The sequence below is a fragment of the Klebsiella electrica genome (assembly GCF_006711645.1).
Taxonomy (GTDB): domain Bacteria; phylum Pseudomonadota; class Gammaproteobacteria; order Enterobacterales; family Enterobacteriaceae; genus Klebsiella; species Klebsiella electrica.
In genome coordinates this window covers 105,999-119,988 of record NZ_CP041247.1, presented here as the reverse complement: position 1 = coordinate 119,988, position 13,990 = coordinate 105,999, and the positions used below count along the sequence as shown (strand labels likewise).

16 protein-coding genes are annotated in these 13,990 nt (G+C 55.2%); 9 read left to right on the top strand and 7 right to left on the bottom strand.

Annotated features, from left to right (window positions below; translation table 11 throughout):
* Positions 1 to 17: 17 nt before the first annotated feature.
* From Electrica_RS00575 to coaD, 5 genes are all read left to right on the top strand, one after another.
* Positions 18 to 1,004, top strand: coding sequence for a glycosyltransferase (locus Electrica_RS00575; protein ID WP_141963035.1), 987 nt, complete (start codon positions 18 to 20; stop codon positions 1,002 to 1,004).
* A 51-nt stretch (positions 1,005 to 1,055) separates the two neighbouring features.
* Positions 1,056 to 2,156, top strand: coding sequence for a glycosyltransferase family 9 protein (locus Electrica_RS00570; protein ID WP_100682899.1), 1,101 nt, complete (start codon positions 1,056 to 1,058; stop codon positions 2,154 to 2,156).
* A 66-nt stretch (positions 2,157 to 2,222) separates the two neighbouring features.
* The gene (gene waaA, locus Electrica_RS00565; RefSeq protein ID WP_100682898.1) at positions 2,223 to 3,497 is read left to right on the top strand and encodes a lipid IV(A) 3-deoxy-D-manno-octulosonic acid transferase; all 1,275 of its coding nucleotides are present in this window, start codon (positions 2,223 to 2,225) and stop codon (positions 3,495 to 3,497) included.
* Complete coding sequence (locus tag Electrica_RS00560) at positions 3,497 to 4,267, top strand: glycosyltransferase family 2 protein (protein WP_131049321.1); 771 nt, start codon at positions 3,497 to 3,499, stop codon at positions 4,265 to 4,267. Before waaA ends, Electrica_RS00560 begins: the two co-directional genes overlap by 1 nt.
* A 2-nt stretch (positions 4,268 to 4,269) precedes the next feature.
* Positions 4,270 to 4,746, top strand: a complete 477-nt coding sequence (coaD, locus tag Electrica_RS00555; RefSeq protein WP_100682896.1) for a pantetheine-phosphate adenylyltransferase — start codon at positions 4,270 to 4,272, stop codon at positions 4,744 to 4,746.
* Between the two features lie 120 nt (positions 4,747 to 4,866).
* Here coaD and mutM read toward each other — a convergent pair whose 3' ends face one another.
* From mutM to radC, 4 genes are all read right to left on the bottom strand, one after another.
* Entirely contained in the window at positions 4,867 to 5,676 is an 810-nt protein-coding gene (gene mutM, locus Electrica_RS00550; protein ID WP_100682895.1) for a bifunctional DNA-formamidopyrimidine glycosylase/DNA-(apurinic or apyrimidinic site) lyase, read from the bottom strand.
* A gap of 146 nt (positions 5,677 to 5,822) precedes the next feature.
* Positions 5,823 to 5,990, bottom strand: a complete 168-nt coding sequence (gene rpmG, locus Electrica_RS00545) for a 50S ribosomal protein L33 (RefSeq protein ID WP_003024094.1) — start codon at positions 5,988 to 5,990, stop codon at positions 5,823 to 5,825.
* A 20-nt stretch (positions 5,991 to 6,010) separates the two neighbouring features.
* Positions 6,011 to 6,247 (bottom strand): 50S ribosomal protein L28, encoded by a 237-nt coding sequence (rpmB, locus tag Electrica_RS00540; protein ID WP_002436699.1) that lies wholly within the window; start codon positions 6,245 to 6,247, stop codon positions 6,011 to 6,013.
* Positions 6,248 to 6,463: 216 nt separating this feature from the next.
* On the bottom strand, positions 6,464 to 7,129 hold the full coding sequence (gene radC / locus Electrica_RS00535; protein WP_141963033.1) for a RadC family protein: 666 nt from the start codon (positions 7,127 to 7,129) through the stop codon (positions 6,464 to 6,466).
* Positions 7,130 to 7,301: 172 nt separating this feature from the next.
* On the opposite strand from radC, the gene coaBC reads away from it, so the two are divergent.
* From coaBC to slmA, 3 genes are all read left to right on the top strand, one after another.
* Positions 7,302 to 8,513 (top strand): bifunctional phosphopantothenoylcysteine decarboxylase/phosphopantothenate--cysteine ligase CoaBC, encoded by a 1,212-nt coding sequence (gene coaBC, locus Electrica_RS00530; protein ID WP_131049371.1) that lies wholly within the window; start codon positions 7,302 to 7,304, stop codon positions 8,511 to 8,513.
* Positions 8,491 to 8,949, top strand: a complete 459-nt coding sequence (gene dut / locus Electrica_RS00525) for a dUTP diphosphatase (protein ID WP_004868951.1) — start codon at positions 8,491 to 8,493, stop codon at positions 8,947 to 8,949. Before coaBC ends, dut begins: the two co-directional genes overlap by 23 nt.
* Positions 8,950 to 9,074: 125 nt before the next feature.
* Complete coding sequence (slmA, locus tag Electrica_RS00520; protein ID WP_004868952.1) at positions 9,075 to 9,671, top strand: nucleoid occlusion factor SlmA; 597 nt, start codon at positions 9,075 to 9,077, stop codon at positions 9,669 to 9,671.
* A gap of 38 nt (positions 9,672 to 9,709) precedes the next feature.
* On the opposite strand, the gene pyrE is transcribed toward slmA, so the two are convergent.
* Positions 9,710 to 10,351, bottom strand: a complete 642-nt coding sequence (gene pyrE / locus Electrica_RS00515; protein ID WP_131049318.1) for an orotate phosphoribosyltransferase — start codon at positions 10,349 to 10,351, stop codon at positions 9,710 to 9,712.
* Between the two features lie 175 nt (positions 10,352 to 10,526).
* On the bottom strand, positions 10,527 to 11,243 hold the full coding sequence (gene rph / locus Electrica_RS00510) for a ribonuclease PH (protein WP_131049317.1): 717 nt from the start codon (positions 11,241 to 11,243) through the stop codon (positions 10,527 to 10,529).
* A gap of 239 nt (positions 11,244 to 11,482) precedes the next feature.
* On the opposite strand from rph, the gene Electrica_RS00505 reads away from it, so the two are divergent.
* Entirely contained in the window at positions 11,483 to 12,346 is an 864-nt protein-coding gene (locus Electrica_RS00505) for a YicC/YloC family endoribonuclease (protein ID WP_131049316.1), read from the top strand.
* Between the two features lie 248 nt (positions 12,347 to 12,594).
* Here Electrica_RS00505 and Electrica_RS00500 read toward each other — a convergent pair whose 3' ends face one another.
* Positions 12,595 to 13,977 (bottom strand): fructose-specific PTS transporter subunit EIIC, encoded by a 1,383-nt coding sequence (locus tag Electrica_RS00500; protein ID WP_131049315.1) that lies wholly within the window; start codon positions 13,975 to 13,977, stop codon positions 12,595 to 12,597.
* Positions 13,978 to 13,990: the final 13 nt, after the last annotated feature.

Sequence of the window (13,990 nt, the reverse complement as noted above, 5' to 3'; positions counted from 1 at the left end):
CCAGGATCGAATGATTTATGAGTCAAACGCCTTTACTGAGCATTGTGGCTGCCGTTTATAACGGCGAAAAATTCCTTGCACAATTCTTTGCGTGCATTGAGCAACAGCAGCTGGAAAGCTATGAGCTGATCCTGGTCAACGACGGTTCGACGGACGGTAGCCTGGCGGTTATCAACGAATGGAAGACGCGCTTACCGCATATTATCGTGCTGGAGCAGGAAAACCAGGGCGTCTCGGTGGCGCGTAACACCGGCCTCGCCGTAGCAACGGGTCGCTACCTGACCTTTCCGGATATCGACGACAATATTTACCCCGGAATGTACCGCGCCCTGCTGGAGATGGCGGAAAAGGGCAACCTTGACGTGGCCACCTGCAACGGCCGCTACGTCTACGAGACGAAAAAAGATATCCATCCCATTTTTCCGCTGGACCGGCTGCAGTCGACCGGCGTTTTGCCCGGTCACGTGTGGTTAAAGCAGGCGCTGGATTCGCGTAAGTTCCTGCATGTGACCTGGCTGAATATCTATCGCCGCGAATTTATCATGCGGCACAAGTTCCGCTTCGAGCCCGGATTACGTCATCAGGACATTCCGTGGACCACGGAAGTGCTACTGGCGGCTGACCGCGTGCAGTACACCAGCGAACAGTTCTACGATTACTACATTCACTCGCAATCGGTGTCGCACAAACCGGACAACGACGACACGCTGATGCGCTCAGCGCGCCACTACATGAAAATTCTGGAGATGCTGGACGCTATCAACCAGCGCTACCCGGACAAGGTTCGCGATATTTCCGCCTGTCGCTGGCAAATAGCGAAAGAGGGGTTAGGGATCATCCATACGATAGACGAGATGAAAGATCGCGAAAAACAACGGCAGCTGATTGCCGAATTTTTTGCGCGCGGCATATGGCAGCTCATCTGGAAAAATGCCCACGACCTGCGCTTACGCTGGCGGCTGGGACGGCGTTATTTCCGTTTGAAGAAAAGGCTGGCAAACTAAGTACCGTGCCCCTTAACCCGCCGGAAAAAGAGCAGTATATTCTGGAGATGTATGAGTAAAATTGCGAAACAAGTCGCCGCTGGCGTCTTCCTCACTATCCTGAAGGCAACCGGCTATAGCGTAAAAAAAATTGCCCGTTTTTCAGCGCAGGAACGACTGAATACCATTGCGGTATTTTCGACAACGGCGTTAGGGGATTTCCTGTTAAATACGCCCGCCATCGGGGCCATAAAAGCCCGTTGGCCGGATGCAAAGCTGCTGTTGGTTATCAATCAGCGTAACAAGGACCTGGCCACCGGCAGCCCGCTCTTCGATGAGATTCTGTACTGGAACGGCAAAGTCAACGGCATGCTGCCGCTGGCAAAAACGTTGCGTCGCCATGGCGTTGATGCAACATTTATTCTGCATTCACACACCCCCTACGATATCATCGCCGCGTCTCTGGCTCGCTCCCGCTATATCCTGAAAGACGTGTATTACAACGATTATCAGGGAAGAGCGGATTTCCTCCTGGCGCCGTATCTGTCCGCGTTTTACGATAACAGGCAAAATGGCAATATCCATCTGATACATCAGAAAACCCAGTTGCTGAACGCCGTTGGCATCGACACGCCATCAGAAGAGATGTTTATTCCGGCACCCTTTACGCCTGAGCATCACGATATCCCCGTTATCGGGATTCATGCCGGGGCATCCACGCCTGAAAGATGTTGGCCGGAGGAAAATTTTTCACGGTTGATCGAGCAACTTATCAGCAATCATGACACTATTCAGATTGAGCTGATCGGCGCGGCGGGCGAGAAGGCCCTGAATCAGCGCATTATTGAAGGCATGTCGGTCGCGAGCGACAGAGTTAAAAATGTCGCCGGCACAACAAACCTTATCCAGCTGGCGGCAAAAGTGGCTGGGTTTAAGGCCCTGGTCGTCGGCGATACCGGCCCGTTACATATTGCCATTGCCGTGAAAACACCCAGCGTGGGGCTGTATGGAAGCCAGAGTGCTATCGATGGCGCCGCCCCGATTCAGGATCAGGCGATCCATCAGTTCATTCGCTCGCCAGAAGATCAAAGCGGGATAAAAGGCGTCAGCATTGCCGAGGTTTATGCTGCTACGGTAGATGCCCTGCGCTCACCGTCGGCAAAAGCGCCTTAAGAGATAGCTTTAAGCACACTAAATGCTTAGAATTTGCCCGCTGAAACAAAAAAACGGATATATCCTTTGGAATTGCTTTATACCACTTTACTCTACCTTATACAGCCGTTGGTGTGGCTGCGACTATTATTACGCAGCCGTAAAGCCCCTGCCTATCGTAAACGCTGGGCGGAACGTTATGGCTTCTGTCAAAACAAGGTAGCGCCGGATGGGATTCTGCTGCATTCCGTTTCCGTGGGTGAGACGCTTGCCGCTATCCCGCTCGTGCGTGCGCTGCGCCACCGCTACCCCTCGCTGCCGATCACCGTCACCACCATGACGCCGACCGGCTCAGAGCGCGCCATGTCCGCCTTCGGCAAAGATGTTCACCATGTCTATCTGCCTTACGATTTGCCCTGCGCAATGAACCGCTTCCTCAACACGGTGCAACCGAAGCTGGTTATCGTCATGGAAACCGAGCTGTGGCCGAATATGGTCGCCGCGCTGCACAAACGTAAAATCCCGTTGGTCATCGCCAACGCCCGTCTGTCGGAACGTTCCGCCAAAGGCTACGCCAGACTGGGGAAATTTATGCGTCGGCTGCTCAGTCGCATCACGCTGATTGCGGCGCAGAATGAAGAAGACGGCAATCGCTTTCTGGCTCTGGGCCTGAAGCGCAACCAGCTGGCGGTCACCGGCAGCCTCAAATTTGATATTTCCGTGACGCCAGAGCTGGCCGCACGCGCGATTACTCTCCGCCGCCAGTGGGCGCCGCACCGCAAAGTCTGGATAGCCACCAGTACCCACGACGGCGAAGAACAAATTATTCTGCAGGCGCACAGGAAGCTGCTCGATACCTTCCCTGACCTGCTGTTGATTCTCGTCCCTCGCCACCCTGAGCGCTTCGCCGACGCGCGAGGAATGGTGCAGAAAGCGGGGATGAGCTTCACGCTACGCAGCACCGGCGAAATCCCGTCGAACAGCACCCAGGTGGTGATCGGCGATACCATGGGCGAGCTGATGCTACTGTACGGCATTGCCGACCTCGCCTTCGTCGGTGGCAGCCTGGTTGAGCGCGGCGGTCACAACCCGCTGGAGCCGGCGGCGCATGCCATCCCGGTACTGATGGGTCCGCACACGTTCAACTTCAAAGATATTTGCGCCAGGTTGCAGCAGGATGATGGCCTGATTACGGTCACCGACGTCAATTCGCTGGTCACCCAGGTCTCCAATCTGCTCACCGATGAAGACTATCGTTTGTGGTATGGCCGCCACGCGGTGGAAGTCTTGCATCAAAACCAGGGCGCGCTCTCGCGTCTGCTACAGTTACTGCAACCCTATCTGCCGCAGCGGAGCCACTGATGTCGACCCGACTGTCCGTCGTGATGATCGCCAAAAATGCGGCGGATCTGCTGGCAGATTGCCTGGCCTCCGTAGACTGGGCCGATGAAATCGTACTGCTGGACTCCGGCAGTAGCGATAACACCGTCGAACTGGCCCGCAGCCTCGGCGCGACGGTCTACGTCAACAGCGACTGGCAAGGCTACGGTATTCAGCGTCAGCGCGCCCAGGACTACGCGAGCGGCGACTATGTGCTGATGATTGACAGCGATGAACGCGTGACGCCGGAGCTGGCCGACTCGCTTCGCCGCGTCCTGGAGGCCCCTCAGAGCGGCGCCGTCTACAGTATCGCCCGACGTAACTATTTCCTTGGCCGCTTTATGCGCCATAGCGGCTGGTATCCCGACCGCGTCATGCGTTTGTACGAACGCAGGCGTTTCCGCTATAACAATAATCTGGTGCACGAATCGCTTGATGCCAAAGGCGCGCAGGTTATCGAACTACCGGGCGATTTACTGCATCTGACCTGCCGCGACTTCTCCGGCTTCCAGCAAAAGCAGCTGGCCTATGCCTCTGCATGGGCTCGAGAGCGCCATCAGAAGGGGAAGACGACCTCTCTGGCGAGCATCTTCGGCCATACGCTGGGGGCTTTTGTCAAAACGCTGCTGCTGCGCGGCGGCGTGCTGGATGGTAAACAGGGCTGGCTACTCGCCGTGGTCAACGCGCAGTATACGTTTAATAAATACACCGAGCTGTGGGCGCTGAGCCGCGGCTATTCAGAGAAAGTGTAATTATGAGCACAAAAGCGATCTATCCGGGTACCTTCGACCCCATTACCAACGGGCATATCGATATCGTCACGCGTGCCGCCAGCATGTTTGACAAGGTGCTGCTGGCTATTGCCGCCAGCCCGAGTAAAAAACCGATGTTCACGCTCGACGAGCGTATTGCGCTGGCGGAGCAGGCAACGGCGCATCTGGTTAACGTCGAGGTGATTGGTTTCAGCGATCTGATGGCGAATTTTGCCCGCGCGCAGCAGGCGAATATCCTGATTCGCGGGTTACGCGCGGTAGCCGACTTCGAATATGAGATGCAGCTGGCGCATATGAATCGCCACCTGATGCCAACGCTGGAAAGCGTCTTCCTGATGCCCTGCAAAGAGTGGTCGTTTATCTCTTCATCGCTGGTGAAAGAAGTGGCGCGTCACCAGGGGGATGTGTCCCACTTCCTGCCGGCCAACGTACACCAGGCGCTGCTGAAAAAGCTGTAGGACCCGCTTCCCGGAGGCGGCGCTTGACGCGCCTTGTCCGGGCTATCCGTCCGCAGACGGCTGAAAACCTGCAGCCTGGCTAAGCACAGCGCGAGCCGGGCTCAACGCAACCACCACGCTTTACTTCTGGCACTGGCGGCAATAAAACGTTGCCCGCTGCGCATGTTTGCTGGCCGTAATCGGCGTACCACAAACGCGACAATGTTCGCCCTTGCGGCCATAAACCTGCAGCTCCTGGGCGAAGTAGCCCGGCTTACCATCGCTTTGCAGGAAATCCTTCAGCGTCGTGCCCCCCTGCTCAATCGAGCGTAGCAGCACCGCTTTAATCACTTTGACCAGCAGCTCGCACTCTTCGCGCGAGAGCGAAGACGCTAACCGATCGGGATGGATCCCGGCCGAAAACAGCGATTCGCTGGCGTAGATATTGCCTACCCCGACCACCAGCTTGTTATCCATCAGCCAGGGCTTAATGGCGGTTTTCTTTTTCGCGCACTTCTGCTGCAAATAGTCGGCAGTAAACTCATCGCTCAAGGGCTCTGGGCCAAGGTGCGCCAGCGCAGGATGCCCTTCCAGACTGCGGGTCCACAGCCAGGCGCCAAAGCGGCGTGGGTCGGTATAGCGCAGGACCTTGCCATTACTCATCACGAGGTCAACATGATCGTGCTTTTCTGCCGGCAGCTCTTCAATCAGGATACGCAGACTGCCCGACATCCCAAGGTGGATGATAATCCAGCCGCCGGGAAGCTCCAGCAGCAGATATTTGGCACGCCGCTGCACGCTCAGCACCGGTATGTCGCTCAGACGATAGATTTCTTCACTGACAGGCCAGCGCAGGCGCCCGTTGCGAATAACAGCATGCAGAATGGTCGCGCCCACCAGGTGTGGTTCGATGCCGCGACGGCTGGTTTCTACCTCAGGTAATTCAGGCATTCGTTTTCCTCCGTTAACCCAGAGTATTGTGCTGCAGCAACAGACGGTAGGGAAGCAAATTCCCGGCAGGGTTTATCCGACGGTTTCTGCCGGACAAAAACAAAAAACCCCGCCGGAGCGGGGTTTTCTTTACAAGGAAACTAAAATTATTTGATTTTAGCTTCTTTGTATAAAACGTGCTGACGGACAACTGGATCGAATTTTTTCAGTTCCAGTTTTTCCGGCTTAGTACGTTTGTTCTTCGTGGTGGTATAGAAGTGACCAGTACCAGCAGAAGAAACCAGCTTGATTTTCTCACGAATACCTTTAGCCATGATTTATTTCCTCTTAGTACTTAGTACTTTTCGCCACGGGCACGCAGTTCAGACAGAACTGTATCGATGCCTTTCTTATCAATAACACGCATACCTTTAGCAGATACACGCAGGGTGACAAAACGCTTTTCGCTCTCAACCCAGAAACGGTGAGAGTGCAGGTTCGGCAGGAAACGGCGTTTGGTCGCGTTCAGTGCGTGGGAACGGTTGTTACCGGTCACCGGACGCTTGCCAGTAACTTGGCAGACTCGGGACATGTCTATTCTCCAAAAATCAAATTAGCTCGAGCTTCGTATGGGGTATCGGCGCCTCGTCAGGCTTTACAGCCCGGTCATCGCAGTTCTAAGTGAACCATCGATTGCCAGGCCCAAATGCCAAACCCGAGATTCTCAAAGGTGGCGTAGTATACGCTGACTCGGCGATGTGCTCAAGTCCCGAACAGACAAAGATCCCGCTGGATCGCGTGATCGGGGCTAAATCCAGCCGCGTTCGGCAAAAGATACATACGCACCGCGGCCGATTACGAGATGATCGAGTACTCGTATATCCATGAAACCACAACACTTTACCACACGTTCGGTCATCAGTCTGTCGGCCTTACTCGGCTCGGGACTGCCGGACGGATGATTATGTGCAAGGATCACCGCAGCGGCGTTCACTTTGATGGCTTCACGTACAATTTCTCGTGGATGCACCTCTACGTGGCTAAGAGTACCAGAAAAAAGCCGGCTATGTTTCAATACCCGGTTCTGATTATCTAAAAAGATCACGATGAAGATCTCCCGCTCCTCATCGCAGAGATGGCTTTGCAAAAACTCCAGCGTCATCATCGGCGTGGCCAGAGAAGGCTCTTCAACCAGCCGCAGGCTAAAATAACGCCGCGCCAGTTCGGCAACCCCCTTTAGCTGAGCATATTTCGCCAGGCCAATCCCCTCGACCGTCTCAAACTGCGCTTTATTTGCTGACAGCAGGCCATACAGCGAACCAAAACGCTGTAGCAGGTCATGCGAATACGTTATGACATCTTTGTCCCGCGTTCCGGTGCGTAAAAACAGCGCCAGCAGCTCGACATCCGACAACGTTTCAATACCGTAAAGCCACATTTTTTCCCGTGGCATCAGGGGTTCCGGTGCATCCATAGGGCCTCTCCTTCTCATGCCCCCATCCTGGCACAGCCCGATGGCGCTGCCGACTGGCGCATCTACCTCTTGCGTAGCGCCTCGCAAAGTGAATGCCTGGCAGCCACGCGACGACGACGGGATTGTGGTAAGATGCGCGGATTCTGGTGTACTGCAACAGGAAAGAATCATGATGAGTCTGGCTGGTAAAAAGATCGTTCTTGGCGTGAGCGGCGGCATTGCTGCTTATAAAACGCCGGAACTGGTGCGCCGCCTGCGTGACCGTGGCGCGGATGTGCGCGTCGCCATGACGGAAGCCGCCAAAGCCTTCATTACGCCACTGAGCCTGCAGGCGGTGTCTGGTTATCCGGTCTCCGATAGTCTGCTCGATCCGGCAGCGGAAGCAGCGATGGGTCATATTGAGCTGGGCAAATGGGCGGACCTGGTTATCCTCGCCCCGGCAACCGCCGATCTGATCGCCCGCGTCGCCGCCGGTATGGCCAACGATCTGGTTTCCACCATCTGCCTCGCGACCCCTTCCCCGGTTGCCGTTGTCCCGGCGATGAATCAGCAAATGTACCGCGCAGCGGCCACGCAGCATAACCTCGAGGTACTCGCCTCACGCGGCCTGCTGCTCTGGGGTCCGGACAGTGGTAGCCAGGCCTGCGGCGACATTGGCCCTGGCCGTATGCTGGATCCGATGACGATTGTAGATTTAGCCGCCGCGCATTTTTCGCCTGTCAAAGATTTGCAACATCTCAACATCATGATTACCGCGGGCCCGACGCGTGAACCGCTGGATCCGGTGCGTTATATTACTAACCACAGCTCCGGCAAGATGGGGTTTGCTATTGCCGCCGCGGCCGCCAGCCGCGGGGCGAACGTCACGCTGGTGAGCGGGCCGGTCGCATTACCGACGCCGCCGTTTGTCCGGCGTATCGATGTCACGACCGCGCTGGAAATGGAAGCTGCGGTCCAGCAAAGCGCTCAGCAGCAGCAGATTTTTATTGGCTGCGCCGCCGTAGCCGATTACCGTGCCGTCGCCATCGCTGAAGAAAAAATTAAAAAGCAAGGTGATGAGCTCACCCTCAGAATGGTCAAAAATCCGGATATTGTTGCCGGGGTGGCAGCACTCGCGGCCAATCGGCCTTTTGTCGTAGGGTTTGCCGCCGAAACGAATAATGTGGAAGAATACGCGAGGCAAAAACGCGCGCGCAAAAATCTCGACCTGATTTGCGCTAACGATGTTTCGCAGCCTGATCAAGGATTTAACAGCGACAGCAACGCATTACACCTTTTCTGGCAGGATGGAGATAAGCGCTTACCACTTGAGCGTAAAGAACTCCTTGGCCAATTATTACTCGACGAGATCGTGACCCGTTATGATGAAAAAAATCGACGTTAAGATTCTGGACCCGCGTGTCGGCCAGCAATTTCCGCTGCCGACCTATGCCACCTCCGGCTCCGCCGGACTTGACCTGCGAGCCTGTCTCGACGACGCCGTAGAGCTGGCTCCGGGTGCAACCACGCTGTTGCCGACCGGCCTGGCTATTCATATCGCCGATCCGTCTCTGGCGGCGGTGATTCTGCCGCGTTCAGGGCTGGGTCATAAGCACGGCGTGGTTCTGGGCAACCTGGTTGGCCTTATCGACTCCGACTACCAGGGGCAGCTGATGGTTTCCGTCTGGAACCGTGGCCAGCAGAGCTTTACGATTGAGCCCGGCGAGCGCATCGCTCAAATGGTCTTTGTACCCGTCGTACAAGCGGAATTTAACCTGGTGGAAGATTTTGACGCCACCGAACGTGGCGAAGGTGGCTTTGGTCACTCAGGGCGTGCATAAGCCCGACCACATCGAATCCGCATCCCAAAGTGCACTAATGCAATAACATCGCCGCAAACGACCGTTTGCGGTCGCTTTGTGGATGTCTGCCTGACAAGTGCTTATTTTCAGGGGTATTTTAAAACATGGCAGAAAAACAAACTGCGAAAAGGAATCGTCGCGAAGAAATACTTCAGTCTCTGGCCCTGATGCTTGAATCCAGCGATGGAAGTCAGCGCATTACCACAGCGAAACTGGCGGCGTCTGTCGGCGTGTCCGAAGCGGCGTTATACCGTCATTTTCCCAGTAAAACCCGCATGTTCGATAGCCTGATTGAGTTTATCGAAGACAGTCTGATTACGCGCATCAATTTGATTTTAAAAGATGAAAAAGACACATCGGCGCGTCTGCGTCTGATTGTGCTGCTGATTCTTGGGTTTGGTGAGCGTAATCCTGGGCTGACGCGAATTCTGACCGGCCATGCGCTGATGTTTGAACAGGATCGCCTTCAGGGGCGGATTAACCAGCTGTTTGAGCGTATTGAGGTTCAGTTGCGTCAGGTCATGCGTGAGAAGAAAATGCGGGAAGGTGAAGGCTACACCATCGATGAGGCGCTGCTGGCCAGCCAGCTGCTGGCATTCTGCGAAGGCATGCTGTCGCGTTTTGTGCGCAGCGAGTTTAAATATCGTCCGACGGATGATTTTGACGCCCGCTGGCCGCTGGTCGCCGCACAGTTGCAATAACTGAAAGCCCGGGGGCCTGTCGCCTCCGGGTTTTTGACTTATACGCCAAACTCTTCGCGGTAAGCGCGTACCGTCGCCAGATGCTCAGCCATCTCCGGCTTCTCTTCCAGATAGGTAATCAGGTCTTTCAGCGTCACGATAGAAATCACTTTGCAGCCGTAGTCGCGCTCGACTTCCTGAATCGCGGAGATTTCGCCGCGGCCGCGTTCCTGGCGGTCCAGAGAGATCAGTACGCCAGCCAGTTCCGCGCCGTGCGCCTGAATAATTTCCATCGACTCGCGAATCGCGGTGCCTGCGGTAATCACATCGTCAACCAGCATGACGCGCCCCTGCAGAGCGCTGCCGACCAGGTTGCCCCCCTCGCCGTGGGTTTTGGCTTCTTTGCGGTTAAAGCAGTAAGGCAAATCCAGATCATGGTGCTCCGCCAGCGCAACCGCGGTAGTCGTCGCGATAGGGATCCCTTTATAAGCCGGCCCAAACAGCAGATCGAAATCAATTCCGGAATCGACCAGCGCTTCGGCGTAGAAACGGCCTAACAGTGCCAGATCGCGCCCGGTATTAAACAGGCCGGCGTTGAAGAAATAGGGGCTCTTACGCCCGGATTTCAGCGTAAATTCGCCAAACTTAAGTACCTGCTTGTTAAGCGCAAACTCAATAAACTGGCGCTGATACGGTTTCATGGATTCGCTCCTCATCTTACTTTTCATTATTTAGGTTTACGCCAAATTCTTCACGCGTCATCAGGCGGCACAGAAACGTCGATAACGCTGTGAGCTGGTCGCGTATGGCAGCCGAGAAAGACCGCATGAAGGATAAAACGTAAAAAAAAGGGCGACTCATCAGCCGCCCTTAAAATTAATTTTCTAATGCCGCTTTCTGCGTCGCGACAATGGATTCGATACCCCCGCGGGCCAGGGCCAGCAAGGTGAGTAGCTCTTCGTGGGTAAACGGCTCGCCTTCCGCGGTGCCCTGTACCTCAATGATGCGGCCATCTTCGGTCATCACCACGTTCATATCGGTTTCCGCCGCTGAATCCTCGACATATTCCAGATCGCAAAGCGCTTCGCCATTGACGATACCAACGGAAACTGCGGCGACCATCCCTTTCATTGGATTGCTTTTCAGCTTGCCGGTCGCCACCAGCTTATTCAGCGCATCGGCCAGCGCCACGCAGGCGCCGGTAATGGATGCGGTACGGGTGCCACCGTCTGCCTGCAAAACATCGCAATCGAGGGTAATGGTAAATTCACCAAGCGCTTTCAGATCGACCGCTGCACGCAGCGCACGGGCAATCAGACGCTGGATTTCCATGGTGCGGCCGCCCTGTTTCCCTTTCGCGGCTTCACGCGCGTTACGGGTATGGGTTGCACGTGGCAGCATGCCGTATTCTGCCGTGATCCACCCCTGGCCCTGGCCTTTCAGGAAGCGCGGTACGCCTTCATCGATCGATGCGGTGCACAACACTTTGGTGTCACCAAATTCGACCAGCACGGAGCCTTCTGCGTGTATTGTATAGTTACGGGTCAGGGTGACGGGACGCACCTGATTAGCGCTACGACCTGCTGGACGCATAATGATCTCTCCGGCTTGAAACGAATGTGGCGCGCATTATACACAAAATCATGCGGGATGCATGAGGTGACGCGCCCCTGACAGCATCGATGACTGGCGCCCAGGGCGGAGCGAGGCCGCCAACAGAGGGGCTGCCAGAAGGATAACGTGTCTATACGGATAATGCTCGCTTATTCCTATCCTGATAAGGCCCTGAAAGCTATAATCCACCTCACTCTCCTTTAAAAACAGGAACGTCTATGATCCGCAGTATGACCGCCTATGCCCGGCGTGAAATCAAGGGTGAATGGGGCAGCGCCGCATGGGAACTGCGCTCGGTAAACCAACGATATCTGGAAACTTATTTCCGTCTGCCGGAGCAGTTCCGTAGCCTGGAGCCTGTCGTGCGTGAGCGTATTCGTTCACGTCTGACCCGTGGCAAAGTTGAATGTACCTTACGTTTTGAGCAGGATCCCAGCGCCCAGGGCGAGCTGATTCTGAACGAAAGCCTTGCAAAACAGCTGGTCAATGCCGCCAACTGGGTCAAGATGCAGAGCGACGAAGGCGAAATCAACCCGGTTGATATTCTGCGCTGGCCTGGCGTGATGGCCGCTCAGGAACAGGATCTCGATGCGATTGCCGCCGATATTCTGTCGGCCCTGAACGGTGCGCTGGATGATTTTATCGTTGCCCGCGAGACCGAAGGTCAGGCGCTGAAAGCGCTTATTGAGCAGCGTCTGGAAGGCGTCACCGCCGAAGTCGCCAAAGTGCGCGCTCATATGCCGGAAATCTTACAGTGGCAGCGCGAGCGCCTGGTTTCCCGACTGGAAGATGCGGAAGTACAGCTGGAAAACAACCGTCTCGAACAAGAGCTGGTGCTGATGGCGCAGCGTATCGACGTCGCCGAAGAGCTGGATCGCCTGGAAGCGCACGTAAAAGAGACCTGGAACATCCTGAAGAAGAAAGAAGCCGTTGGCCGCCGTCTTGACTTTATGATGCAGGAATTTAACCGCGAGTCGAACACACTGGCATCGAAATCCATTAATGCCGAAGTGACCAATTCCGCCATCGAACTGAAAGTCCTGATCGAGCAAATGCGCGAGCAGATCCAGAATATCGAGTAAATTGCTGGTCGAACTCATCAAGTCTCGCAATATCTCACCGGCAGCACCAAGCCCGCGTAATAACGGGCTTTTTTTATGCCAGAGAATTTCACATGATTGCATCCCCGCGCTGCCATCCGTGACGACAAAACGGCGAGAGAGTATCGATCCAGGTTGAAAGTGAACTGCATCTGATTCTTTTATAACGGGTATGCCACTCAAGGATTCCTTCCTGGGCTCTCTGAAAGAGTGAGGTCCCCGTTCAGCCCTCAGGATTCCGCTATTTGTAGCTGCGCTGTCGGTTTAAGTACAGCATACATAATACCAGTCAGTACTGTACCGGCGATGATAGAAACCAGATACATTGCAACATGCCCCACAGCATGAGGGATCGCCAGCACAAACAGCCCGCCGTGAGGAGCCATCAGCGTGCAGCCGAAAAACATCGACAAACCACCGGCCAGTGCACCGCCAGCCATCGTCGACGGGATCACGCGCATTGGGTCTCGGGCAGCAAAGGGAATGGCCCCCTCGGAGATAAAGCACAGGCCCAGCACAAAAGATGCTTTGCCAGCCTCACGCTCCTGTTGGGAGAATTTAGCTTTTGCCAGCCAGGTAGTGACGCCCATTCCCAATGCTGGCACCATACCGGCAGCCATGATCGCCGCCATAGGTTGATAAGACTGGGACGCCAGCAACCCAACGCCGAAAGTGTATGCAGCTTTATTGACCGGCCCACCAAGATCGAAGCATTGCATCGCCCCCAGCAAAATTCCGAGTAGCACGGCATTGGCGGTCGTCATACCGGCCAGGAACGTGGTCAATCCCAACATAGCGGCGGAAACCGGGCCTCCCACCACATAAATCATCACCAGTCCGGTAATCAGTGTCGCCAACAATGGAATCACCAGTACAGGCTTTAACGCATCCATTGCCTGCGGCAGGCGAATTTTCTCTGCCAGATACTTAGCAACATAACCCGCCAGAAAACCAGCCACTATACCGCCTAGAAAACCCGCACCGCTATTGCTGGCAAGCATACCTCCAATCAGTCCAGGTGCCAGTCCGGGGCGATCAGCGATAGAAAATGCAATAAAACCGGCCAGTACCGGCACCATCAGTGCGAAAGCCGCCTTCCCGCCGATTTGCATTAGAGCCGCTGCCAGCGTGCCTGGCTCTTTGAAAGCCTGAATGCCAAAAACAAACGAGAGCGCAATACACAGGCCGCCAGCCACCACCAGCGGCAACATATGAGATACACCAGTCATCAAATGTTTGTATACTCCCGGCAGTTCCGCTTTTAGCGACGGTGCTGGTTTTTTCGCATCCCTACCACCATAGAGCGTTGCCGAGGCAAGGGCCTGAGCAATTTCCTGGGCAGGTTTTTTCAGTGCTGCGCCAGTACTGGTGCAATAAAGTCGTTTATCCGTGAAACGGGACAAATCGACGTCGATATCGGCGGCGATAATGACCACATCGGCAGATGCAATCTCAGCAGTGGTTAATTCATTTTTTGCTCCCACCGATCCATGTGTTTCTACTTTGACCCAATATCCTTGCTTCGTGGCCGCAACAGTCAGGGCTTCTGCGGCCATAAAGGTATGCGCCACGCCAGTGGGACAAGCAGTGATGGCAATAATACGTTTGTTCATAGGGTACGCCTTC

Bases quoted from the DNA above. Each gene is read 5' to 3' on its own strand.
- Electrica_RS00575 (WP_141963035.1), top strand. From the start codon at position 18: ATGAGTCAAACGCCTTTACTGAGCATTGTGGCTGCCGTTTATAACGGC.
- Electrica_RS00570 (WP_100682899.1), top strand. From the start codon at position 1,056: ATGAGTAAAATTGCGAAACAAGTCGCCGCTGGCGTCTTCCTCACTATC.
- Electrica_RS00560 (WP_131049321.1), top strand. From the start codon at position 3,497: ATGTCGACCCGACTGTCCGTCGTGATGATCGCCAAAAATGCGGCGGAT.
- coaD (WP_100682896.1), top strand. From the start codon at position 4,270: ATGAGCACAAAAGCGATCTATCCGGGTACCTTCGACCCCATTACCAAC.
- mutM (WP_100682895.1), bottom strand. From the start codon at position 5,676: ATGCCTGAATTACCTGAGGTAGAAACCAGCCGTCGCGGCATCGAACCA.
- rpmG (WP_003024094.1), bottom strand. From the start codon at position 5,990: ATGGCTAAAGGTATTCGTGAGAAAATCAAGCTGGTTTCTTCTGCTGGT.
- rpmB (WP_002436699.1), bottom strand. From the start codon at position 6,247: ATGTCCCGAGTCTGCCAAGTTACTGGCAAGCGTCCGGTGACCGGTAAC.
- radC (WP_141963033.1), bottom strand. From the start codon at position 7,129: ATGGATGCACCGGAACCCCTGATGCCACGGGAAAAAATGTGGCTTTAC.
- coaBC (WP_131049371.1), top strand. From the start codon at position 7,302: ATGAGTCTGGCTGGTAAAAAGATCGTTCTTGGCGTGAGCGGCGGCATT.
- dut (WP_004868951.1), top strand. From the start codon at position 8,491: ATGATGAAAAAAATCGACGTTAAGATTCTGGACCCGCGTGTCGGCCAG.
- slmA (WP_004868952.1), top strand. From the start codon at position 9,075: ATGGCAGAAAAACAAACTGCGAAAAGGAATCGTCGCGAAGAAATACTT.
- pyrE (WP_131049318.1), bottom strand. From the start codon at position 10,351: ATGAAACCGTATCAGCGCCAGTTTATTGAGTTTGCGCTTAACAAGCAG.
- rph (WP_131049317.1), bottom strand. From the start codon at position 11,243: ATGCGTCCAGCAGGTCGTAGCGCTAATCAGGTGCGTCCCGTCACCCTG.
- Electrica_RS00505 (WP_131049316.1), top strand. From the start codon at position 11,483: ATGATCCGCAGTATGACCGCCTATGCCCGGCGTGAAATCAAGGGTGAA.
- Electrica_RS00500 (WP_131049315.1), bottom strand. From the start codon at position 13,977: ATGAACAAACGTATTATTGCCATCACTGCTTGTCCCACTGGCGTGGCG.